This is a genomic window from Campylobacterota bacterium (assembly GCA_020633995.1).
Classification (GTDB): Bacteria; Babelota; Babeliae; order Babelales; family RVW-14; genus JACKCO01.
Genome location: JACKCO010000004.1, coordinates 492969 through 517083, shown reverse-complemented (window position 1 = coordinate 517083; position 24115 = coordinate 492969). Strand labels below are relative to the sequence as shown.

Genomic DNA, 24115 nt, shown 5'->3' with positions numbered 1-24115 from the left:
AATGATCAAAAAATCTGTTTGTTTTCTATTAGTGTTATTGTGTGTGTTTGGGAGCTTGTCGCCAGCTGAACCTGCTGATGTACCTGGCAACCGTCCAGCCTATGTAGACAACGTGTTGGACTCAGCCATTGTTTCTGTCGATAATAAAAATCAACTCAAAATTCGTCAACTTGTTGAGCAGGGCATTGCTCTTTTGGCAATGCATGCGATGAGTGATCAGGGTATTTTTTCTTCTGAGTGGGTGCTGAGAGTAGCGCTGCCAGTACTTACGGGCATACTTGTTGGTGAAGCAGTAGAAATTGGTGCACGCGCATGTGGGTACTTGCAAAAACGTCAAGGGTATGACTGGTATGATGACACGGTGTTTGATTTGTCATCACTTGATGATAATAGTGTTGCCAAAAAGATACTTTTTGAGTTTGTGCATAAACGCCGTTTTATCCGTCGACTGGTTGATGTTGTTGGTGTTGTTGCTGCGCATGCATTAGTAACGCGTTATTTGGATGAGGTGGATGTCTAGTATTTACTCGTCAACAGGGATCCAGAGTTTTTTGTTGATTTCTGCTTTTTGTCGTCTTCCTGAACTTGTTTCAGGATCCAGACAAAGGAAAAATCATTATCTGGATGCTGAAATAAATTCAGCACGACACGGGGAGTGATTTGAAAGTGTTTGTTGTTCCCGATGGACCTTGCAAATGTTAGTGCTGGGGTGACGAGAGCAACTGATGTATTGTATCATTTATTAAGTAGGTAAAAAATTCTCAGTAGACTACAAAAGGGATTTCATGAGAAGTAGAAAAAAAGGGTTGTTGTTTTTACTTACAAGTGGATTGGTGTGTGGCTATATTCATGCTCAACAAGCAGGTGGTGATGAGTTTATTATCGCGGCGGATGCCCAGCAGGCAAAAAAACAATCAAAAAATGCGCTCAAAGAGCAGGTTGGGTATGCAACACGAGATGCGTTTTCATCACTTAATCGGCTTAATCGACAACTTGCGCAATTGCAAACTGCGTGTGCGCATATGCATGTGAGTGCCTGCAAACAGAATAAAAAACAGTCTGTTAAGTCAGAAAACTTAGCAGGTGTTAACACGTTGTATGCATTGGTTGGAGACATGCAAACACTTCTTGCTGATGTGCAGCAGACCTTGTCTACTTCGCTTGAAAAACTTTTAGACAATCTGTCTCCGTTCAAAAAAGCAACACGCATAGAGCTTGATGGCACACGAGCAGTGATGCAAAAAATTCAGGCAACGTGTGAGCAACAACAAGGTCAGGTACGTGTGTTATGCAGCTTGTGCAAAGCTGGCGCTGACCTGGCAACGTGCGAGCAGCATGTTGCAACTATGCATAAAAAGCTTACGCTCACACAGTCTGTAGTTAAACAGGTTGTTCAGGAGCTTGATAGTGACGTGTGCATTAAAAAACTTTCATAGCTTGCAACGATGAAAAAAATTTTTATAGTCACTGGCGAACTTTCAGGTGATCGTGTAGCTGCCTGGTATCTGAACAAGCGCAAGCAGGAGGGGCAGCTTGGTAGTGTGCATGCTGTTGGTGGTGATAATCTTTTGCAGGCAGGTGCTCAGCTATATGAACGCTTTGAAAAACTTAACGTAGTTGGGGTGACACAGATTATCAAGCACTTACCCTTTTTACTTCGGTTTTTAGGCAAGCTCACTGCGCATATTATTGATGGGCAGTACGATGAAGTGGTACTGGTTGATTTTCCTGGGTTTAATTTAATGCTTGCAAAGCGGCTGAAAAAACGTGCACCGAATATAACCATTACCTATGTCAGCCCCCCGCAGTTGTGGTGTTGGGGCGCTTGGCGTGTAAAAAAAATTAGACGGTATATTGACTCGGTCGTTGTGTTGTATCCATTTGAAGTTGACTGGTACGCAGCACGGGGGATTAAGGCGAGCTGGATTGGTTTGCCAATGTATCAACGACTTGAGCCGTTTTTTGGTGTGGCTGCTGAGTCGGATATGCAAAAAATTGCTGTGCTGCCGGGTTCGCGCACGTCGGAGATAGAAACATTGTTGCCACTCTTTTTACGCTCAATTCAGCGTTTGCATGCGCATCTTCCTGACGTTCGTTTCGTATTGCCGCAGGCAAGTTCGATTTCGCAGAAAGATATCATGGGCATTGCTGCAAAGCACGAACTCGAGCATGTTTTTGATTACATTGATGTTGTAACCGGTAGTGAAAGCATTATGCGTGAGTTGGGCAGATGTTCACTTGCTTTGAGCAAGCCAGGCACTAGCACATTAGAGCTTGCCTTGCTTGGGCTGCCTGCTGTAGTGGTGTATAAAACATCCTGGTTGACCTATGTTCTGGCTCGTCCGTTGGTCAAGGTGCAATGGATGAGTTTGCCTAACTTACTCCTTAACAAGCCAGTTTACACTGAACTGATTCAGTGGGGATGCAGTCCCGACAACATTGCTCAAGTTTTGTTTGAGCGGTATTGCGCTGCACGTGACAAGACGCCTGCTCATCAAGAGAATATGCAAGACCTACGTTCGTTACGCATGTTATTGGAGTAATTATTAAATTTAGGCTCAAAACAACTTTTTTTTGTGTTCAAAAGAAAGTTAGCTATACTCATGGTTTGTGTTGATGTGCATACACGCATGGTATGCATAACCGTGAGTTCTTTTTCTAGAGGAGTTTTTATTATGGCAAGTTATAATCGCGTTATTATGATGGGTAACCTAACGCGTGACCCAGAGGTTCGACAAATTGCATCTGGACAAACTGTATGTCGCCTTGGGCTTGCATCAAACCGTCAATTTAAAAATAGACAAACGGGCATGATGGTGCAAGAAGTCTGTTTTATTGATGTAGATGTATGGGGTGCGCAAGCTGAAAGCTGTGGACAGTACTTGAGTAAGGGCCGTCCAGTTTTGGTTGAAGGACGTTTGAAGTTAGACAGCTGGCAAGACAATGATGGCAACAAGCGAAACAAACACTCAGTTGTTGCTGATCGTGTTACCTTCTTGTCTGGCGTGCAAGCGGAAGATGGCCAAGAAGATCAAAGTTTTGGCGGTGCATCATCGGCTGACGGTGGGCAAGGTGAATTTGCAGCAGAGTCCGCTGCTCCCAAACCCGTAAAAAAAGCTGCAGCTAAAAATAGCACCAGTGGTGAAATTGATCTTAAAAACGAAGATCCATTTGAAGACGATTTACCGTTCTAAGATAGTTTCGTCACCCCGGACTTGATCCGCGGGGTCTATCTTTTATAGAAGAAAATTGGTATGGATCCCGGCTTAGAGGCCGGGATGACGGGTGCTAGTTAAAAGTGGTCAAAAATTCAAATTATTTTTGACAAAAAAAGAGCGAGCCGGCAGAAAGTCGGCTCGCTCTTTTTTTGTAATGTGTCTAACATCTAAAAATCGTCGTCTTCATCGTCGAGGTCGGCGAAAATATCAAATTCATCATCATCAAATCCAACATTATCACGTGATTCATCAATGATGTTACGATTTGCATTGTATTGATCTTGTGTTTGTTCGCGTCGCTGAGCTCTATTGTTGGTATCTTGGTCCAATCCAGGTGTGTTTGCCAATAATGAATTGGAGATTGTAAAGGTGAGTAGTGCTGCAAAAAGATAGGTATAACCAGACATTACGACTCCTTTTTGGTATTTACTCATATATTTTTGAACAACTCATACTTACGAAGTCTGTGTGAAAAGATTATTTTTGTCAATTTTTTAAATTATGGTGCAATCAATTCATGCGTCTGTATACTGGCGTTTATCATATGTGGTGCCATTTTATTGTCTGGATGCATTAAGGGAGAGTGTTGTAGATGAAAGAGGGTGTTATTGGTTATATCCCAACAGCAAGTAAGCAAGAAGCATGCTCATTAGCTTCTAGTCTTTTGGAAAAAAAACTCATAGCGTGCGCGAATATTTTGGAAGGCGTGAGTATGTATAACTGGCAAGACAAGCCGAAAAGGGAAGATGAGTGCCTGTTGCTTGTTAAAACATCGCATGAGCAGTATGACCAAATGTGTGAAGCGGTAAAAAGTTTGCATAGTTATGATCTTGCATGCATCATAAAAATACCCGTTCAAATGGATGATCAGTATTTTGCGTGGCTTGAAAAGCAAGTCAAATAATAAAATGCTAGACACGCTTTTTGCCAGTTGTTGTTGATAGGTTTGCTAAACAGTGATAGTGTGTAGGGAGTGAACAAAAAGGTGTAGCATGATTTTTTCTAAGGTGAGTAATAATGAACAATCGCATGCAAAGCGTATTGGTGAAACGTTTTTTGGTGTTTGCCATCTTATCAGCTTTTTCTTCTATCTCTCTACTTCATGCCAATGCATATGTTGATTTACCAGTTTTTTACAAAGCCCCTCATTTTACGCTGCCAACCCAACATGACTATGGTGATGGCTCAACTATTCTGACGGTTCGCTACGGCTTTGGCAATACACGAAAGGCGTGGGATTTAAAAGAAGCTCGAGGCCCGCTACTTTCAGCCTATGGTCCGTTTAATATTGTAAAATTGGGTACTGGCCTAGAGGGCAAGCGCGTTGGTAGTACAACCGAAAAATACTGGAATAATTTATTTGATCAAAATTGTGATCCCCAAGAACTAAAGGGTGTTTTTGATACTGAGTTTAAAGAATGCGACGGTAGGGTTAATTTTTGTGGTCGCTTTGATACGGACGAAGTGGGTATTTTCTTGCGTCATCACGTTATGTGGGGCTTTTTTGTGCAGGTATATGTGCCATACCGCGAAGTCAAACTGACCTGTATTCAACACAAAAATTTGGGTGCAAAAATACTTGTCAAAGATAAGTTTGGCAATGATCTAACTGATAAAGATGGGACTGCTGTTACTGTCAATTTAGATGATTTTATTGATGGAAAGAATGCCCACGACTCAACAATGACCGGTGATGGTGGTCTGCCTCGCATTCTGAGTGAAAATGATTTTTGCATACCGCTTAAAGCTGATTATCGTCATACCGGCATTGCTGATATTTTAATTGCTGGTGGTTGGGCTGGACACAAATGCTTTGAGTCAGGCTTGATGACAGCGCTTGGTGGTGAAGTGATGGCCGGTGTACTTGCTCCAGCAGCGGGCGACCGCCCAAACAATCGAGTTTTTAGTGTGCCTCTTGGGTACGAAAACTTTTGGGGTGTACGTATTCAAATGAAAGGATATGTGACGGTTGCCGAAAAATTGAGCGTTGGGGGACATGTTGGCATCAACACATTCTTCAGGCAAAATCGTTGTTTCAGAACAACATCTGATATTTGTCAAAACGGCTGGATTATGCTTGAGCGCGTACATGCAAATGTTGACTATGGTCACATTTGGGACCTTGCCGGCTTTGTAAAAGCTAATAGGTTTTGGAGAGGGTTTTCAGCTTATGCGGGTTATTCATTTACAAAACAAGAGCGAACACACTTGCGTGTACGTGATTGCGATTTCTTAAAGAGCACGCGCAGAACCAAGCTGCCTGAAAAACAGCCAAATACAGATCCTGAAGGTCGTTGTGCTCGCATTGTTTCGCAAGAAGAGATTGCTGAACAAAATAACTTCTTCAGTATCTGGACACAGCAAACGCTACACTTTGGTGCGCAGTACGATCTTGGTGCACATCAGCTTAAATATTGTGCACCTGTCATCGGCATTTCCTATGATTTTGCCCACATGGGTAAGCATGCATGGTCAACTGAAATGTTTAGTGGAACGTTAGGGTTAACGTGCAACTGGTGGTTTTAATAAGCGGCGCGTCGAGAATATCCACGTCTGCTTGCACCACCGCCGGAGTTTCTACTACGATCACCATTATTGCCACCGCGCCTAAAACGTGGCCCGCCGCCAGAACGAGAAAAGCGTCTGTTATTGCCCGAGCGTGGGCGTTGGTGTGATGAAACCTCATCAACGAAAATCTCTTTGCTAAGGCCCCTGAGTTTCATACGCAGGAATGCTGCAGCTAAATCAATAACGCTGATATTTTCGCTGTTGGTTTGAGCGAGAAGTTCTTTGTAATGCTCGATGTTTGTATGCTCGCTTTTTAAGACACTCTGAAGAGCTTTGATAACTTTTTGTGTTTTGACGATCTCAATTTCTTCGATGCTTGGAATTTCGAGTTGAGATATTTGACTATTGGTATAGCTCATTAAACGTTTAATGCGATAAATACTTTGCCCAGAGACAAGACTGATTGCCTTCCCACTTAGTCCGGCTCGGCCCGTACGACCGATACGGTGTACGTAAGATTCTTCATCTTTGGGGAGCTCGTAGTTAACAACAAGCTCAATGCCAGGCACGTCAATGCCACGTGCTGCAACGTCAGTCGCCAATAATACGTTAACCTTGCCGTCTTTGAACTTGCTCATAACACGGTTTCGACGAGTTTGATTCATATCGCCGTGAAGTGCTTCTGTGCTATAGTTATGTGAAGTAAGTTTGTCGAATAAAACATCAACATCGTTTTTGGTGTTGCAAAATATTACGCACAGAGCGTTTTCATGTAGATCCAAAATGCGCATAAGCAAGTCAGCCTTTGAGCGTTGTGCAACGTGGTAGTAATACTGACTAATGCTGTTTTTTGCCTGATTTTCTTTGCTTACCTTGATAGTATGCGGATTTTTTTGAAAGCGTTTTGCCAGCTGCTTAATGTCTGAAGACATAGTTGCAGAGAATAAAACGGTTTGACGCTCTGCTGGGGTGTCAGACAAAATAGCCTGGATGTCGTCACGAAAGCCCATGTCAAGCATCTCATCAGCTTCATCAAGCACGACGATGCTTACTTCTGTTAATTTTAATGTCTTGCGCCTTAGATGGTCCAGCGTTCTACCCGGTGTACCGATGATGATGTGCGCACCTTTTTTTAGGTCATGAATCTGATTGGTAATTGATTGTCCACCATAGATAGCAAGCGCTTTAATTTTTTGTTTGTGGCGTGCCAATTTTTCAATTTCCTGTGCAACTTGTACACAAAGTTCACGGGTTGGGCACAAAATAAGTGCCTGAGGCTTTTTGATTGTAGGGTCTATCTTGTCAATTAATGGGATTGCAAAAGCCGCTGTTTTACCCGTACCTGTCATTGCTTGTCCGATAACGTCAAGACCATTGGCAAGGGAGGGGATTGCTGCTATTTGAATTGGTGAAGGCTGTGTAAAACCCATGTCGCTGACAGCTTGTAAAACTTCGGGACTGATAGGAAGAGAAGAAAACGAAATGTCGTTCATTAAAGACCTTTTGCAAAAACATCCATTAAAATAAGATAGAAACAGTATCTCTACTAAGATTACCTCTTTTATTCATTCTGTCAAATGAGTTTGTATGTAAAGATTTTGTATTTGATTTAATTTTTGATAAAATAAATACAAATATGAAATAATGATAATATGTTCCATGAATATCATCTAAGGAGGCGCTGTGTTTTGGGCTAAACCAGCTCAGTTGCTGCCACATGGAAATAGCGGTGTTTAAGCACAACTCCATCGTTGTGCTGATCGAAAATGTAAACATACGTGCCATCACTGAAGTATGTTTCGCCTTGTACATGGGCGTTCAGACAACCCTTTAAGCAAAGCGCAAATTCCGAGGGTTTGTTGAGATAAAGGCCTAGGCGCAAGTCATGTTGGGCGTATTGCTCAAGGTCCTGGAATTCTATGTGGGTGCCGAATTCAAGAATCAAATCATCGACTAGTGAGCTAAATCGATGCCGAAGAAAGTCGGACAATGCTTCTTGGGGGCTGTTATAGGTTCTGGCTTCATGCTTTCTTGTTACACTACCATTGTTAATTGCAGTTTCTATTGATGAGATAAGTGCTGGGTCAAGAGGTTTTCTTTTGTCGGTGTTGTAAATAATGTGGTTGATCATGTTGTTGAGGGTGGCATTGTTGTCTTCTGACCACTCGGTTTTGATGGTTTGATATGCGTCGTATCCTATGGGTAATTGTTTGACATTTGCTTGATATTTTTTCCTGTCTTTAGTTGTGGCAAGGTAAGTGATGCTTTTGTCTATGATTTGTTTTTGTAGCAAGGGCTTACAAGGTTGCGGAATTTCGGGTCTTGTAGTGATGGGCTGAGGAACTTGATTTTCAATGGGTGTGGTCAAAGGGGAAAGCGATTGTGTTTGCTTTACGTGTGTTGGTTTTCTTGCAAATCGCTTGGTAAGCATATCAAAGGCTTGTCGGCATTGTTTATCTTGTGAATATGTTTTTATGCAATGATCCAGGTGGTTAAGTATGCTACGTGGTTTTGGGCTGAGTTGGTCGGTTTGTTTTTCTTCTAGACGCGAAAGAAAACAAAAAATCTCTATGTTTGTTGCTTGTGGATTTATTTTGCCTGGTTTGCCTTTTGCAACACGATATTGATCGATGCATGAGCTTAGTTCTTTGGTCAGGAGACATTTGGCGTAAAGGATATCTTCTTCTGGAGTGTTGACGGGCGCAAGCTCTGTACTGACGTTAAAGTCAAAAAGGGTGCAAATTATTGCTTGGCATTGGAGTGAAAGTGCCACTTCAAGCAGCATTTCACGCTTTGAAGCTAAGAAGTTTGGACATGCGCCTTGCTCCAGTAAAAAGCGTACAGTAGATGCTGACTCGGCAAGGACTGCTGCAAGCAGTGGACGAATTTTTTTATATCCGTTGTACGAATAACGACTTGGACTGTCGAGTGTTGCTTGTTTGTTGGGCAGAAAGGGAACTACTTTCTTGAGGAGTCTTTTCTTGCCATTATAGATGAGCTCAACTATAAGATCGGTGTTGTTTGCAAGATGTGTAATCGGTTGTGTGTTGTACGTGGCAAGCTTTGAGCTCATGTAGTAATCTTGATTTTTAAGCGCGTACGTTAGTGGCGTTACCGCAGCCGTCGTTTGATAATGGGGCTGAGCTCCGTATTCAAGCAGGTTGAGTATAAATGTTGGATCTTCAATGTCTTGGTCAACAGCGTACTTGATTAAGTAAAAAAACAGTGTGTTACCCATGCCGTCTTGTGTGTTAGCCAGCTCTGCAAGCTCAGCATCGGTGAAGTTGTAGGTTGTTTTGAGCAGCGTGAAAACAAGTTGAGCGAGTAGATAGTCCATGCTTGTTGTGTTCTGGCCAGAGAGGAGCGTGTGAAGGAGTGGCTGGTTGTATGTTGCGGTTGTCATGGTGAAAAACTTTTTAATAGACAGTTTTTGCTTGTCTTTGCAGGGTGTTTTCTTCGCAAGTACATCAAGCGCATTTTTAATAACCATGAAGTTACACTGGGCGTTTTTAACCGTTTGTTCAAAGATTGTTCTAACGTGGACAAAATCAGCTGCGGTAAACTTTACAGCCAGGGTGTGGGTAAAGCTGGTGATGAGAAAGGCTACTGTTACTATGAACACAGTGTTTTTGTTGATTGCCATAACGGTTTCTCGGGTAAGATTATAAAGTGGTAAAATTACCCTTAAATTTTAAACTAATTGTCATTTTTCTACAAGTAACAAACAAAAATCTCATATTTTGTGCGTTACTTGTAGAGAGGGAAAAAGCCTTGTCAACTGTTTTCCTTTAAATGTTTTCAGCTCCTGCTAAAATGGTAAAATATGAAAATTTAATGTGATAACGGCTCGATGTTTATTCTAAAGAAGTGAAAAATATGAATGTGATGCTCCGCCTCAAGCAAGAAATTAAAGTTTTAATGGACCGCGTATTTCAGGTTCATGCTGATCAGTTGAATGCAATGGAGTTTAAAATTAACTTTGATCGCGAAGACGAATTTGGTGATGTCAGTTGTAATGTTGCTATGTTGTGCGCAAAAAAACTTGGTAAAAATCCGCGAGAGATAGCAGCCAGAATCAAGGATGAGCTTGAAAAATCTGATGTTAAAGATCTGTGTCAAAAAGTTTCGATAGCAGGTCCAGGGTTTATTAATATTTTGCTGACGCCTCAAGCCTGGATTCAATTGACTTGCCAGTTGTATCAGCAGCATAAAGGATTTTTTACGCTTAAAGCTGGTGAGCATCATGCCAACTGTCATCTGGAGTTTGTCAGTGCAAATCCAACTGGCCCACTGCATCTTGGCAGCGGGCGTAATGCTATTATTGGTGACGTGCTTGGGCGAGTACTTTTGTTTTTAGGGCATAGTGTACATCGCGAATATTACATTAATGATGCAGGTAATCAAATGGATTTGCTTGCGCAATCGTTTCGGGTGCGTTGCTATGAACTGCTTGAATTGCCAACGGAGTCAATTCCTGAGGGTGGATATCAAGGAGCTTATTTGATTGATATTGCGCGTGAGTGTGTAACTGAATTTGGTAAAGAACTTATGCACAAAGATGATGCCTTTTTTCTTACCTATGTAAAAGATCATTTGTTGCAAATGATAGAGCATGATTTACGTGATTACCATGTTCATTTTGATAAATGGTTTTCTGAAAGATCATTGCATGAAGATGGTTCGTTGACGGATGCGCTGCAGCTGCTTGAAGATAAAGAACTTATGTATGAAAAAGATGGTGCTTTGTGGTTTAAATCCAGTGAGTTTGGTGACGACAAAGATCGTGTTGTCAAAAAACAGGATGGTTCCTACACCTACATAGCCTCAGATATTGCCTATCACAAAAAAAAGTTTGATGGGGGCTATGACATTATCATTGATGTGCTTGGTCATGATCACCATGGTTATGTTAGACGCTTAAAGGCAACTATGAAGGCGCTCGGTTATGATGCTGACAGGTTTGACGTAATTTTGTATCAGCTTGTTAACATAACGCACGCAGAGCAGGTTGTGAAAATGTCAAAACGCTCAGGTAATTTTGCCACACTGCGTGAGATTATTGATGCAGTAGGAGTGGATGTTGCACGTTTTTTTTACTTGAACAGAAAAGCTGACCAGCAACTTGACTTTGATTTGTCAGTTGCTTTACAAAAGTCTGACGAGAATCCAGTTTTTTATATTCAGTATGCCTACGTACGTACCAACAGCGTCATGGCAAAGGCGGCACAACAGAGTGACGAGCTCAAGCAGTTTGTTAATCAGCTTGAAGGGCGTAAACTTACAGACATGGTTCTCAAAGAAAATTTGGGGACATTGCAAATGAGCGATTGTCAACTCATCAAAAAGATTTTTTCGCTGCACGATATTTTGCGCGTTATTGCCGCAAATTATCAAGTTCACTTGCTTTCATATTATGCGTGGGAGCTTGCTCATACCTTTCATACCTACTATGCAAATAATAGAATTATTGATCCAAACGATATGACAAGTACGCGTATGCGCTTACTTATGACACACTTAGTAAATCAGACCCTTGGTCTCTGCCTTGAGACCCTTGGGTTGAGTAAACCGGAAAAGATGTAACAGATGGATATACGCACGCTTTCAGATTTTGATTTGAAAAATTTTACTCCAGATCGTATTCGTAACTTCTCGATTATTGCCCACATTGACCATGGTAAGTCAACGCTTGCTGATCGTTTACTTGAGATGGCACAAACTATTACTTCGCGGCATAAAATTGAGCAGGTGCTTGATAAGTTGCAAGTTGAGCGTGAGCGGGGTATTACCGTTAAAGCACAAACAGCATCACTGTTTTATGAGTATAAGGGACAGGTTTATTTGTTGAACTTGATTGATACTCCTGGTCACGTTGACTTTAGCTATGAAGTATCTCGTTCACTGTATGCATGTCAGGGTGCACTGTTGCTTGTTGATGCTGCACAAGGTGTGCAAGCACAGACGGTGGCAAATTTTTATTTGGCGTTTGAACAAGAACTTGAAATTATTCCCGTCATTAACAAAATTGATATGCAAAATGCTGACCCTGAGCGAGTTGAGCATGAACTTGAACGTTCGTTTGATATGTCGCAAGGCGAGGCGTTGCGGATATCGGCAAAAACTGGATTAAATGTTGAAAGTATATTTGAAAGCGTTATTGAGCGCGTGCCTGCTCCGGTTGGCAATGCAGCTCAACCATTGAAAGCATTGCTTTTTGATTCATGGTATGACGAATATCGTGGAGTCGTTTGTTTGATGAAAATTGTTGACGGAGCGGTCAAAAAGGGTGACATGGTTGAATCGGCCCACACTGGTCAAGAGTATGAGGTGCTGGACATTGGTTTAATGTATCCAGACGTATATCAGACTGGTGCATTGTACACTGGGCAGGTGGGTTATGTCATTACTGGCATGAAAACTGTCAAAGACGCACGCGTTGGTGATACATTCTATCATGTCAGAAAGCCTGTTAAACCACTACCTGGCTTCAAGCCAGCAAAGTCGATGGTTTTTGCCGGCATCTATCCAGTTGAGTCTTCAGAATTTGAGCATCTGCGTGATGCAATTGAAAAATTAACGCTTAATGATCCAAGTATTCATGTTGAAAAAGAAAGCTCGACGGCTTTGGGACTTGGGTTTCGTTGTGGGTTTCTTGGCCTTCTACATATGGATGTTTTTAAGCAGCGGCTCGAGCAAGAGTATGACGCAGATATTATTGCAACCACACCAACAGTGTTATATCGCGTAAAAATGACAGATGGTAAAGAAATTGTTATTGAAAATCCATCGAAATTTCCTGATCAGGTGAAAATAGATCACGTCTTAGAGCCCATGGTTTCAGCCATGATTGTTACGCCAAAAGAGTATCTGGGCAATATTATCAAGATTTGCCAGGACCGCAGGGGTGAACAAACTGAAATGACTTATATGGATGAAGAGCGGATTATTTTACGATATAAAATACCGATGAGTGAGATTATTACCGATTTTTATGATAAACTTAAGTCGATGAGCGCTGGCTATGCGAGTTTTGACTATGAAGAAGCACCATATCAGGTATCAGATCTTGTCAAAATGAACATCTTACTTAATGGTAAGCCAGTTGATGCACTGTCGCTGATTGTGCATAAAACGAGAGTTCAAACAGTTGGGCGAGCATTAACTGAAAAGCTACGAAAGGTTATTCCCCGCCAGATGTTTGAAGTTGCAATTCAAGCTGCGGTTGGAGCGCGAATTATTGCTCGAGAGAGTGTTTCAGCGCTACGCAAAAATGTAACGGCAAAATGTTATGGTGGTGATATTACGCGTAAGCGTAAGCTCCTTGAAAAACAAAAAGAAGGAAAAAAGAAGTTAAAACAGGTCGGTAATGTTGAACTTCCTCAAGAGGCCTTTTTATCGATCCTCAAGTATGATTAAGGCGTGGAGAAAAGATCATGAAAAGAAGAAAAGGGTTTTATTCAATATCAGTTGTTGCAAAGATGTTTTCAGTACATCAGCAAACAATTCGTATGTATGAAAAGGAAGGGCTTATTTGCCCAAAGCGTTCTAATGGTAACACCCGTTTGTTTTCAGAAGAAGATGTTGATCGCCTTGAGGAAGTAATTTACCTGACACATAAACTTGGGGTTAATCTTGCCGGTGTAGAAATGATTTTAAAGCTCAGAAAAAAAATGAAGCGCATGCAAGATGAAATGAATAAAATGTTTGAGCAGACTCATGGTCAGCTAGAATTGGAGCAAAAAGAGCTTGCTATGAGTGGCAAAGAGCAGGCTCAGCGGCTGGTTGCTATCAAGGCTGAAAATGTTAAAAAGGCTCGTTCTAGTTCAATTGATATTCGTGATTTACTTGAAAGAGATCAAATAAACGAGCAAAAAGATCAGCCAACTGAAACGCAGAATATTATTGATGATTGGCAGATTGATTACGACCAAGATTAATTACTTTGTGAGGTGTGTATGTTTTTTAATCAACTAAAGACAGCAGTATTGCTTGCAAGTCTAAGTGGTATGCTCTTACTGTTTGGGTATTGGATGGGTGGAAACCACGGCATTGTCATGGCACTTATTCTTTCACTCATGATGAATTTTTTGACCTATTTTTTCTCAGATAAAATGGTACTTGCCCTGTATGGTGCCAAGCCTCTCGATCGTGTGCAATATGGCTATATTTACGACATTGTTCAAGAGCTTTGTCACAACGCAAATATGCCTGTACCAAAGCTGTGGTTTGTTGACAGTTCAATGGCTAATGCTTTTGCGACTGGCAGAAACCCAAGCCATTCTTCAGTTGCTGTGACGCGTGGTATTCTCGATTTGCTTGAGGAGCACGAACTTCGTGGCGTACTTGCTCACGAGATATCTCATATTAAAAATAGAGACATTTTGGTGGGAACAATTGCAGCAACGATTGCAACTGCTATTGGCTACCTTGCACATATGATGCGTTGGACAGTTTTTCTGGGAGCTCATCGTGACCGTGAGGGTCGTGGTGGCATCGGGGCGTTGCTTGCGGCTATCATTATGCCAATAGCTGCCATGTTTATTCAGCTTGCTATTTCACGCTCTCGTGAGTACCTGGCTGATGAGTCGGGTGCAAAATGCAGTCATGATCCGCTTGCGCTTGCATCAGCACTTGAAAAATTGAGCACAGGTGCGCAGCACGCTAAGCGTGAGCCAGGCTCTCCTGCTGAGGCAGCGACAGCAAGCTTATTCATCGTGTATCCATTTACCGCTAAGGGGTTGTTTCAGTTATTCTCAACCCATCCTCCTATGGAAAAGCGTATTGCACGATTGCGTGCCATGGCCACAGGCAGAAAAGTATAAAAGAAAAAGCCTCGACTTGCTGTCGAGGCTTTTTCTTTTTGTCATTCCCGGCTACGCGGGAATCCAATTTATATTCTTTATTTAACGTCGTCTACTGACGGTGCGTGTCTGCGTTTGACTTCGCGTTCCTGTTGCTCGGCCTCCTGTTCTGGTAGGAGCTGCGACGCTAAGATCTGTACGCGGTGTGGCGGTTGTTGTTGCTTGAGTACGAGTTCTTGAGCGACGTGTTGACGTGGTTGTTGTAGGGTCCTGGACTTGTCGAGTTACCGCTTGCTCTGTAGGCTGTTGTGTTGCTGGTTGATCTTGTTGTTCACCACGTAGCACCATGCCTTCAGTTGACAGTCCTATTCCCGTTGTTGCTCTGATGCCTTTTGCTGTTGTTCGCTGGCGGCCAGTTGCTACAGCTCCGGTACCGACAGCACGATCGCGTGTGTCACGTGTTGCTCGTGGTCCACTGCGCTGTTGTTGCGTTGGCTGACGAGTACGTGCTGGCTCAGCTGGTTCTTGGCCTGCCGCAGCAAGGTCGCTTTGCAGCTGTTGAGTTTCTAGGTTGCATGCCTGCAGATTATTTGTAAGCGTATCGGCTTCAGTTTGCAGCGTGATAAGATCTTGCTCAAGTTGGTCTCGTTCAACGGTAATATCGTTAATTCGTGTAGTAGTGTTAGTTATTTCAGTTTGTATGCTTGTTAACTCGTTTTGAGCGAGCAGCTCAGCATCGGTTGCAGTTTTAATATCGGTGTTTAATTGTTCGATTTGTGTCTGTAGTTGGCCTATGTCGGCTAGTAATTGGGCTGCTTCTGTCGAACCACCGCCAAGATTTTGTTGTAATGCTGCAATTTCATTTTCAAGACGCTGACGTTCATTGTTTGCATCATCACGTTCCTTGGTGAGTTGATTAAGTTGTGTTTGCAGCTGAGTAAGTTCATTGAGTGCATTATCGCGCTCGGTTGTTGTTTGTGTGACGAGGTTTTCAAGGTTGGTTACTTCTTGTGTCAAGTTGTTAATTTGTTCTTGAGCGTTGGTAATGTCGGTATTGATGTCCTGTATTTGCTTGGTTAAGTTTTGAACCTGTGTCGTTACATCGCCACCGGTTGTTTGGGCCGTGGTTATTTGACCGTTAAGTTTTTGAATCTGTTGTTGTGCGCTAGCAATGTCTTGGCTGAGTTTGTCGCGGGCAGTTTCAAGCTGTTGTTTGTCGTTGAGTGCATTATTAAGCGAAGTCTGTAGTTCGGTTTCCTGATTATTGACTGCAGCATCGAGTGCTTGTTGTGCTGCTGTTAGTTCGTTGGTAAGTCGGGTGACTTCGCTTTGTTCGCTGGTAAGATCGTTTTGGATTTTGTCTCGTTCACCGGTTACTTTGGTAAGTTCATTATTAGCTGCCGTAAGCTCATTGGTTAGTCGGTCGATGTCGGCTTGCGCGTCTGTCAAATCTTTTTCGAGTTGATCGCGATTACCTTGTATTTGCTGCTGGTTTTTCTGTGCATTGCTAATTTGCTGAGTGAGTGAGTTTACTTCATTTTGTGCGCTGAGCAGTTGGTTTTGCAGATCTTTAATTTGTGTATCTAAAGTGTCAACATCGGTTTCACATGTCTGTACCTGGTCCTGTTCGTTGGTTAGTTGTTGTTGAAGCTTTGTTAGTTCACTTTGTGCATCTGCAATATCTTGGTTCAGTTTATCTATTTCACTTCCGACAGTTTGTTCACCGCTTTGTGCGTCAGCCAAGTCCTTTTGCAGCTGAGAAATTTCACCTTGCGCCTTTGTTATTGCGTTGTTGAGGCGATTAATTTCATTTTCTGCTGCTTGTTTGTCGGCAAGTGCTTGTGATAGGTCTTGTTGTAGGCGATTAATTTCAGGGTCATCAGAGAGTGGCTGTTCAGCTTGCAGTTTGTTTAACTCGTCAGTAAGTTTTGCAATTTCGTTGTTTGCATTGTTAAGGTCTGTGAGCGCTGTATCAAGGTTGCTTTGGTTTTGATCAATATCTTGTTGTGTTTGGCTGATATCATCGGTAAGTTGCTTGATTTCATCATTTAAGTCACGGTTTTTTTGTTTTGCTTGGTTTAGGTCACCGGTCAGCGTAATAATTTCAGCATCGGCATCCTGCTTTGCTTTTGTTGTTTGATTAAGTTCAGTTTGTTTATCACTAAGCTCTTGTTGCTTGTCAGTGAGTTGTTGTCCAAGATCGCCAAGCTCATCGCCCTTTTGTTTTTGTTGTGAAAGTGTGTTGGTAAGCTGATCTTCAAGGCTTGTTATATCGTTTTTGGCGTTGGTTAAATCTTGCTGGGCCTTGGTCAAATCATTTTGAGTTTGTTGAGCGTCTTGCTGAGCTTTGGTTAGATCTTGTGTGAGCTTGGTAATTTGGTCATTAAGGTCTTTTTCGTTAACATTACAGGTATTGAGGGCATTATTGAGGAGTGTAATGTTGTTATTAGCTTCTTTTAAGTCACTTGTAGCTTCGGTGATGTGTTGTTGGTTTGTGTTGATGCTAGACTGAAGGTTTTGCAGCTGGGCTTGCAGGTTTGCAATTTCAGTATTTTTATCTGCAATATCACTGTCAATGGTGTTCAATTGATTTTGTATGTCTGTCAAGTCACCTTGTGCTTTTGCTAGTTCGTTGGTTAAACGTGTAACTTCATCTTCAGCTTCTTTTTTAGCTGCCAGAGCACTCGTAAGTTCTGCTTGTAAGTCTGATACTTGCTTGAGTGCGGCATCAAGTTGTGGTTGTATCACTGCAATCTGGTCGGCGGCGCTTTTTTGATTATTTTGTGCATCGGTGAGCTGTTTTGTAAGTGTGGTAACTTGATTTTGTGCGTCAGTAAGCTGTGGTTGAAGCTGCGCAATTTCTTCATTAGCATCACTTTCTTGTTTTTGAGCGGTTCCCAGATCAAAGCCAAGTTGTGCCACTGTGTTTCGAGCATTGATTAGATCTTGATGAAGTGTGGTTAGATCTTGTTGTTTTTGGTTAAGCTCGTTGGTTAAATTGTTAACTTGTTGATCAAGTTGTGGTTGTTGGGTAAGTAAGGTGTTAAGCTCTTGCTGTATTGTGTTGATTTGGGTGGTCAGTGATGTAATATCGTCTTGTGCTTGTTTTAGTTGATCTTGCGCTTGCTTAAGGGCATCTTCAGCTGTTTTTTGTTCTTGTTGTGCTGTTGGTAATTCAGATGTGATCTTGTTGAGTTGATTTTGCAATTGGTCGCGTTGATCGGTAAATTGTTTGAGTTGATCCTGTAGGCCGTTGATATAATTGTCGTTGTCTTTAGCTGTTTGTTCATTTTGATTATTAAAGTTTTTGAGTTGGGTGATTTGATCTTGTAGTGGACCAATTTGATTATTGAGGTCGGTAATATCTTGTTCGAGTTGATTTTTTTGATTAGTTAAATTGGTAATGTTTTGATTGATCCCATCGAGTTGATCTTTTGCGTTTTGCTCATTATCGAGTGCAATTTTCAGGTCGTCCTGTGCTTGGGTCAGTTGGTCTTGTAGTGTTTTTATTTGATCTTGTAAGGTTGTGATAGATGTGTTGCATGTGCCGAGTGCATCTTGTTCATTCTTGAGGTCGTTTTGTAGCTGCGTTATTTCGTCCATAAGCGTCTGTATTTGATCTTGCAGTATAGTGAAATAATCAATTGATATCCACTGTGGATCAGCGGGATTATCGGTGAGCGAGAAGTAGCCAACATTATCGTCACCCATTATTGAGTAATGTGTTTGATCAAGATAGTCCCGAGCATCAATTTCAAGAGCGGATTTGCCTGGAACTTGACTCCAGCCTGTTCCATCAGGCTGCTGATTCAGGTTATCACGAGAAAATATGGCCCCGTTAACACCGACAACCCACAGGCCAAGCTTGTCAGGATGCGCTGCAATGTCTTTGGCCGCAGCATCAATTTTTGTCCATTTAGTTGAACCAGTTGGTTGGTAATACAATTCTTTTTGTCCTGCGAATTGAGGATGATCATCAATTGTGAGTGCCCACTTTGTGCCGTTGGCGTCAATGACTTGATTTTGAAGGCCAGGTGCTGGTAATTCAAGAAAGCTGCTCGTATTTGCTGGGTCGATTGGGTAAAATAGCATCGGTTTATCGGCGTCAAATACTGCTACGGCAATAATATTTTGTGTAGGATTTGAAGGGTTTTTCATGCGTATAAAGATTTTTAGCTGATCCATTGCTGGATCATTAGCTGGCCCAAGGGCTGCCTGAATGTCAGGCATGTACAAGAAGCCATTGTCTACTAAGTTTTGTTTGACTTGCGCAGAGACGTCATCGCTTGGGGTTGGGTACGTTGCGCCAACAATCTGCATTTGCATTGGCACAAGCATTGCAGGAAAACCTTCAGGTAATATTTTTGTTGTTGGGTCAACGTCTGGAACAACCGCTTCATTGACGTCAATTGCTTGTAATTCTGCAAGATGTGAAGCAATGCCATTAGGGGACCTGAGGTGGAAGGTATATCTGTTAACAGTATTTGTAGGGTTGAGCGAATTGGTGCACCCAAGTGTGTAGCCAAGTTGTTTTCCTTCACCAGGGTGAGGGTCAGAGCCAAAATAAGTTGTCATATCTGCAGGTATGTTGAGGTACTTATCAGCAGTAAGTTGCTGATCGAGTGTCCCTTTAACATTAGGATTAGTTTTACCCTCAACACCATACCATGCATCAAGGATGTTAAAACTGGCTTCAAATTTAGTTGGCACGGGCACTGGAGGTCTACCGCCTGCATAAATTTTTGTTGCCAGACCTTCGGCAGGTTCCCACGCCATGTTATTAACATCAGCGGTTGACGAGAATACGATACTTTGATCTGTTTTAGTAGCCCAGAAGTGGTTATTAACTGATACGGCAACACTGTTGGTGTTTGTTCCGCAGTTTTGCCAGCCAGTTCCTATTTGGTTAGTGCTGGTGACCCCGGTTCTACCAAAAACTGTACCCGTAGCGTTTTTACCCCAGGCTTGGCCGCTTGGTCCAACGACGATTTCATTAAGACTTCCTGCAATGGTTTGCCATGCAGTTCCTTTAAAATCTGAGCTGGTAACGCCAGTGCGATATTTAATTTCTTTACCATTAACGTCAACATTGCCTAGTCCCAAACTAAATACTGTTCCATTTGCACCAACCGCGATATCTACCAGGCCTTCAGTACTTGGTACAATGTTTTCCCACGCTGTTCCCATAGGGGCAGCCTGAGTAATGCCTGTTCTAATAAAGGGCGCATTGGCTGAGTTTCTACCCCAAAGTTGGCCGTTAGGGCCCAGGGCAATTTTGTTTAGTAGTCCTGATACTTGGGTCCAACCGGTACCTTTAGGATTTTCTTGTGTAATCCCGGTTCTGAAAAATATTTGGTCATTAAGATTAATAGCCCAAACAGCGCCTTCAGGAGAAAGAGCAAGTTCTGCAGCCTTAAGTCCAGTAATCTGAGACCAGCCAGTACCTTTAGGATTTGAGGTAGTAATGCCTTCACGGAAGAAGATATCATTGGATGAGGTTATACACCAGACATTGTCTTCCATGCCAGTTGGTGCCGGCATAGGTTCCGTGGCACTTGGTGGTGTTGGTGCAGAGGTTGGATCTGCCAGTGTTGTCATAGCAATTTTAAAAGCAGGAGATGTTGTCATATCATTTATGTGAACCCAGCCCACCGTGTACTGTTCTCCTAGTTGATTAGTGAATTTTGTTCCAGTGAAGTGTAGAAAGTGTCCGGATGTAGTGTAGAAAAAGACTGAATCATACGGCTCTCGCCATGGTGATCCCGTGCCTGCATTAACAGTCTGGCCGTTTTGTTGATCAGAAAAGGCGATCATAATGTTTTCGCCGCCAGTGACAAGAGATGGTGCTTGAGTTGGTTGGTCAAGACGGAGAATGTTGCCAGTGTTTTTGTGTTGAAGTCTAATGATATCACCCTGGGTAATTGGAGAGCCTTGATATGGACTTCCCGTTGCAGGGTTTGTATCATTTAGGTTTGATCCGCTTGGTGGAAGTATTGTCCATAACTCGTTCGTTGTTTTTGCAGTGCTACCAAAAACTATATCCTCATCAGAGCCGCTTAGGGCAACTTCTTCTGTTGGGAAAAATGACCAAACAAGTCTAATTTCTTGTCCATATTTGACTGCGTCAGCAGGGGTAGGTTCCGGAGTCGGAGCAGGTGGGGTAGGTTCAGGAGCCGGAGCGGGTGTTGTTCCAATGGTGCCAGGGTAGCCACCCGCACTGATGACGGTAAGTGGCGATGGCGTACCTCCCACACCGGTAAATGAAGGAGCTCCTGGTGTTGGGTCTTTGGCGATAAAAATTTGTTTGCTTGTGTTTATAAACCAAAGGTTATTGGTTGGAGATACAGCCATAAACGCTGCTGAACTTGTAAAGTAATTACTCCATGTTGTACCAAATGGATTTGATGTAGTGATCCCTAAACGACAAGATGCCTGTGCGACGTTGTTTGTAGCCCAGAGTTGACCATCGGGGCCAATGGCAAGATCGGCAGCGACGTTAAAGCCGTCAGTAACTGTCTGCCAACCGGTACCACCAGGGTTATTTGCATCGATTCCTGTTCTGTATACCAGTCTAAAGCCTGTACCTGCCACTTGGTTAGAGTCGGTTGCCCAAACGGAACCATTCGCGCCCACAGCAAAACGATAGGCACTTACATTGCCGTCTGTGACTTTTGTCCATCCATTACCGATAGGATTCTGTTCAGTAATTCCCGTGCGGTAAAAAAGTTCTCCTAGGTAGGTTTTGCACCAGAGTTGTCCTTCTAAGCCAGCACCGATTTGCATGATATTGCCACCGTCAAATTTTACCCATCCGTCGCCCTTAGGGTTTTGTGTCGTAATACCTGTGCGGTAGTAAGGAGCAGCAGGTCCAGCACTTTCAATAGCCCACACTTCACCGCTAGCACTTACGTTGATCCATCGAGCCTGTAGCCCAGTAATTTCAGTCCAACTTGTGCCTTCAGGATTTGTTGCAGTTACACCTTCTCTAAACCAGACTTTGCCGTCAGACCCAGATACAGCCCACACATTATCAGTGGGATTTGTCGGGACTGGTGCCGGTGTTGGAGCTGTCGGCAGTGGTTGGATGCTAATGTTTTGAAATTCTACTGCTAGGTCCCAACCGCCAAAACCAACGTAGATGATGTTAGCGATAGTGCTAGGGTCATTAAGTTCTATAAATTTGTTTTGGTCGTACTCTGTGCCTTTACCAATTTTTATAAGACCCCCATCAATGGACATCCAATAGTCATGGAAGTTTGTGGTGCTGTCAGTACCTACAGCTGCTAGTTGTTCTATGCCACCAAGTCTTTGAATAGCTGACTGAGTATTACTCCATCCACCAATAATTGATCTATAAGTCTGATTGTTTTGTGCTGCTTTGAGCTGAGAAAGGTCAACATAAATATCATTCCCTTTTGCTTGAAATTTAATGAGGCCTCTGTTTGGTTCAGGTAGCTGCCATGCATCATTAAATGTTGTTCCTGCTGGTGGATTGTGCGTGTGTTTAGTTGGGTCAAATGGTGCTGGTTGAGGTGGTGGTGTAGCTGATGGTACATAGCCCGCTGGCATACCACCGCCGGTAACTTTAATGAGTTGACCGCTAATTTGTTGCCATGCCATATTATTCATATCGGCTGTTTCAGATACCCATATGGAGTTATCATTTTTGACCATCCATACTTGGTTGCTTCGAGTTACGCCTACAAATTTTGCAGCTGTAGCACATGCTTGCCAGCTAGTACCTTTAACATCTTTTTGTTGACCTGTTATACCTGTTCGGGCGACAACTTCGTTGCTAGCGTTTATACCCCATGGTTGACCATTAGGGCCAACAGCGATTTGTTTAATTTCATAGCTCTCTACCGGTGACCAGGTTGGACCAGGTTGTGTGATTGTGTTGCCCCAGTGCCGGTAAACAACACCAGGATACGATCCGGTTGCCCAGACGCTGTTGTATGTATCTGATCCAGCATCAACATATTTAAAATACGGATTTACATGTTGCCAAGCAGTACCTTTTGGTTGTGACTGAGTGATTCCTTGACGGAAAAATAGATTGTCACCATCGTTAACGCCCCATGCTTGCCCACCAAGTCCGGTGGCAATGACAACTACAGCGCCTCCAACTTCAGACCAGCTTGTACCCTTAGGGTTTGTTCCTGTAATGCCTTCACGGAAGTAAATTTTGTATCCACCCCCAACTGGCGTATTGCCAAGAGCCCAAACTGCACCATCAGGGCCAACCGAAATGTCACTGGCTGCTAGACCAGTAATTTCAGACCATGATGTTCCGGTTGGGTTTGCATCGTTAATGCCCTCACGGAAGTAGACTTTGTTGTCTGCAGCAATACCCCAGACGTTGCCATAAACTGCGCCTGGTGTAGGTGTAGGTGCTGGTGCGCTAGGTGGATTGGTAAGATTTGCAGCGACAACTTTTACGTATTGATTTGGGATGGTAGAAGTAATCTCTGCTCCAGCAACGCAGTTAACGTGATATTGCTGACCCCATTCATTGTTGAATGTGCTTCCAGGTAGGCGTACATACGTTGGATAGCTTGGAGAAAACATTGTCTGATTAATGTTGAGGGTAACACGGTCGTCGTTGTGCCATATGCCGGCGTTCTCTGAGCGTACGACAATATCTTGACCCATGCCAGCCGAGTTTGTTGTAGTTTTTAAATTGCCACCAAGGGCAAGTATTTTCCCCGTATTTTTGTGTTTTAACTGTATTTTTTTAGCGTAGTCAATTACTCCGCCTTGGTATGGACTGCCAGTGTCTGGATTGGTTGCTGTTAGCGCTGCGCCACCTGGTGGCATGACAATCCAAAGATCATTGGTGTATTTATTTGGGCTACCAAAGGCTTCATCAGCATCTGATGCACTTAATGCGACGCCTGGTGCAATATCAAATTCGAGACGGACCTCATCCCCGTAGGTAACGGCATTGGTTGGGATAGGATCTGGCTCGGGAGCTGGTGCTGGTGCTGATGATGCTTGAGCGAGAATCTTTGCTTGAAAGTATGGGGGCGGTTGTTGTGCAAATGCTGTTTGAGCATTTGCTGTTCTAGCTACGTCGTTAGCGAAGTAAACAAAGTAATTACCGGTTATTTGAAAAGTATTCTGGGGATCATTTTCGGTCCAATAGCCTTGAGCATTAGTTGGATTGTAGACATGTACTCTGAACTCACTGGTTGTGTTTGAGCCAAGTCTAAGCGTGGTGCCTGCTGATGGGTATTCAACCATTTTTCCCGTAGCTTTGCTCTTGAGCCTGAAGTAGCCATCGTTTGGAATGGGGGTTCCTTGGTATGTTGTTCCTGTTGCAGGATTGATGTCTGTTAGAGATTTGCCTGAAGGTGGTAACAAAATGAAAACACAAAAGTGGTCTTTTAGTCCCGGCTGTATAGCAGTTACTTCATTGATAGAGTTACCTCGCCAAATGTATCTGCTTGGATGAGATGACCAAATCAGTTCTATTTCTTGGCCATATTTTATTTCTTGGGCTTGTAGTGGTGTTGTTACGCCCGTAACCGTAAGTGCTAGTAGTGCAAGTGACAGTAATATTTTTTTAAATTTTTTCATAATCATTTC

The 24115-nt window shown here is 42.9% G+C and carries 14 protein-coding genes; 10 read left to right on the top strand and 4 right to left on the bottom strand.

Going from position 1 to position 24115, the window contains the following annotated elements; all coding sequences use genetic code 11:
- The first annotated feature begins 1 nt into the window (after window position 1).
- From H6679_05235 to ssb, 4 genes are all read left to right on the top strand, one after another.
- Window positions 2–520: a hypothetical protein gene (locus tag H6679_05235; GenBank protein MCB9493649.1), complete on the top strand. Its 519-nt coding sequence runs from the start codon at window positions 2–4 to the stop codon at window positions 518–520.
- 265 nt (window positions 521–785) lie between these two features.
- Window positions 786–1436, top strand: a complete 651-nt coding sequence (locus H6679_05230) for a hypothetical protein (protein ID MCB9493648.1) — start codon at window positions 786–788, stop codon at window positions 1434–1436.
- A gap of 9 nt (window positions 1437–1445) precedes the next feature.
- Window positions 1446–2543, top strand: coding sequence for a lipid-A-disaccharide synthase (lpxB, locus tag H6679_05225; GenBank protein ID MCB9493647.1), 1098 nt, complete (start codon window positions 1446–1448; stop codon window positions 2541–2543).
- A gap of 132 nt (window positions 2544–2675) precedes the next feature.
- Window positions 2676–3194: a single-stranded DNA-binding protein gene (ssb, locus tag H6679_05220; protein MCB9493646.1), complete on the top strand. Its 519-nt coding sequence runs from the start codon at window positions 2676–2678 to the stop codon at window positions 3192–3194.
- A gap of 191 nt (window positions 3195–3385) precedes the next feature.
- Here ssb and H6679_05215 read toward each other — a convergent pair whose 3' ends face one another.
- Window positions 3386–3625 carry a hypothetical protein gene (locus H6679_05215; GenBank protein MCB9493645.1) on the bottom strand — a complete coding sequence of 80 codons (240 nt, stop codon included), beginning with the start codon at window positions 3623–3625 and terminating at the stop codon, window positions 3386–3388.
- Window positions 3626–3810: 185 nt separating this feature from the next.
- Between H6679_05215 and H6679_05210 the strand changes: the two genes are divergently transcribed.
- Both H6679_05210 and H6679_05205 read left to right on the top strand, forming a co-directional pair.
- Window positions 3811–4122, top strand: coding sequence for a divalent-cation tolerance protein CutA (locus H6679_05210; GenBank protein MCB9493644.1), 312 nt, complete (start codon window positions 3811–3813; stop codon window positions 4120–4122).
- Between the two features lie 113 nt (window positions 4123–4235).
- Entirely contained in the window at window positions 4236–5744 is a 1509-nt protein-coding gene (locus tag H6679_05205) for a hypothetical protein (GenBank protein MCB9493643.1), read from the top strand.
- On the opposite strand, the gene H6679_05200 is transcribed toward H6679_05205, so the two are convergent.
- Window positions 5741–7219 (bottom strand): DEAD/DEAH box helicase, encoded by a 1479-nt coding sequence (locus H6679_05200; protein MCB9493642.1) that lies wholly within the window; start codon window positions 7217–7219, stop codon window positions 5741–5743. The two genes, H6679_05205 and H6679_05200, sit on opposite strands and share 4 nt — an antisense overlap.
- Window positions 7220–7419: 200 nt before the next feature.
- Window positions 7420–9369, bottom strand: coding sequence for a hypothetical protein (locus H6679_05195; GenBank protein MCB9493641.1), 1950 nt, complete (start codon window positions 9367–9369; stop codon window positions 7420–7422).
- Window positions 9370–9602: 233 nt separating this feature from the next.
- Between H6679_05195 and H6679_05190 the strand changes: the two genes are divergently transcribed.
- The 4 genes from H6679_05190 to H6679_05175 are packed head-to-tail and all read left to right on the top strand — an operon-like array spanning window position 9603 to window position 14548.
- Window positions 9603–11309, top strand: a complete 1707-nt coding sequence (locus H6679_05190) for an arginine--tRNA ligase (GenBank protein ID MCB9493640.1) — start codon at window positions 9603–9605, stop codon at window positions 11307–11309.
- A 3-nt stretch (window positions 11310–11312) separates the two neighbouring features.
- Window positions 11313–13142: an elongation factor 4 gene (lepA, locus tag H6679_05185; GenBank protein ID MCB9493639.1), complete on the top strand. Its 1830-nt coding sequence runs from the start codon at window positions 11313–11315 to the stop codon at window positions 13140–13142.
- A 17-nt stretch (window positions 13143–13159) separates the two neighbouring features.
- Window positions 13160–13663, top strand: a complete 504-nt coding sequence (locus tag H6679_05180) for a MerR family transcriptional regulator (GenBank protein ID MCB9493638.1) — start codon at window positions 13160–13162, stop codon at window positions 13661–13663.
- An 18-nt stretch (window positions 13664–13681) separates the two neighbouring features.
- Window positions 13682–14548 (top strand): zinc metalloprotease HtpX, encoded by an 867-nt coding sequence (locus H6679_05175; GenBank protein ID MCB9493637.1) that lies wholly within the window; start codon window positions 13682–13684, stop codon window positions 14546–14548.
- Window positions 14549–14629: 81 nt separating this feature from the next.
- Here the strand turns inward: H6679_05175 and H6679_05170 are convergent, their stop codons facing one another.
- Window positions 14630–24106 carry a hypothetical protein gene (locus H6679_05170; GenBank protein ID MCB9493636.1) on the bottom strand — a complete coding sequence of 3159 codons (9477 nt, stop codon included), beginning with the start codon at window positions 24104–24106 and terminating at the stop codon, window positions 14630–14632.
- Window positions 24107–24115: the final 9 nt, after the last annotated feature.

Coding starts and splice junctions, on each gene's coding strand:
- lepA (MCB9493639.1), top strand. CDS start 11,313: ATGGATATACGCACGCTTTCAGATTTTGATTTGAAAAATTTTACTCCA.
- H6679_05190 (MCB9493640.1), top strand. CDS start 9,603: ATGAATGTGATGCTCCGCCTCAAGCAAGAAATTAAAGTTTTAATGGAC.
- H6679_05235 (MCB9493649.1), top strand. CDS start 2: ATGATCAAAAAATCTGTTTGTTTTCTATTAGTGTTATTGTGTGTGTTT.
- ssb (MCB9493646.1), top strand. CDS start 2,676: ATGGCAAGTTATAATCGCGTTATTATGATGGGTAACCTAACGCGTGAC.
- H6679_05170 (MCB9493636.1), bottom strand. CDS start 24,106: ATGAAAAAATTTAAAAAAATATTACTGTCACTTGCACTACTAGCACTT.
- H6679_05230 (MCB9493648.1), top strand. CDS start 786: ATGAGAAGTAGAAAAAAAGGGTTGTTGTTTTTACTTACAAGTGGATTG.
- H6679_05210 (MCB9493644.1), top strand. CDS start 3,811: ATGAAAGAGGGTGTTATTGGTTATATCCCAACAGCAAGTAAGCAAGAA.
- H6679_05205 (MCB9493643.1), top strand. CDS start 4,236: ATGAACAATCGCATGCAAAGCGTATTGGTGAAACGTTTTTTGGTGTTT.
- H6679_05195 (MCB9493641.1), bottom strand. CDS start 9,369: ATGGCAATCAACAAAAACACTGTGTTCATAGTAACAGTAGCCTTTCTC.
- H6679_05175 (MCB9493637.1), top strand. CDS start 13,682: ATGTTTTTTAATCAACTAAAGACAGCAGTATTGCTTGCAAGTCTAAGT.
- H6679_05200 (MCB9493642.1), bottom strand. CDS start 7,219: ATGAACGACATTTCGTTTTCTTCTCTTCCTATCAGTCCCGAAGTTTTA.
- H6679_05215 (MCB9493645.1), bottom strand. CDS start 3,625: ATGTCTGGTTATACCTATCTTTTTGCAGCACTACTCACCTTTACAATC.
- lpxB (MCB9493647.1), top strand. CDS start 1,446: ATGAAAAAAATTTTTATAGTCACTGGCGAACTTTCAGGTGATCGTGTA.
- H6679_05180 (MCB9493638.1), top strand. CDS start 13,160: ATGAAAAGAAGAAAAGGGTTTTATTCAATATCAGTTGTTGCAAAGATG.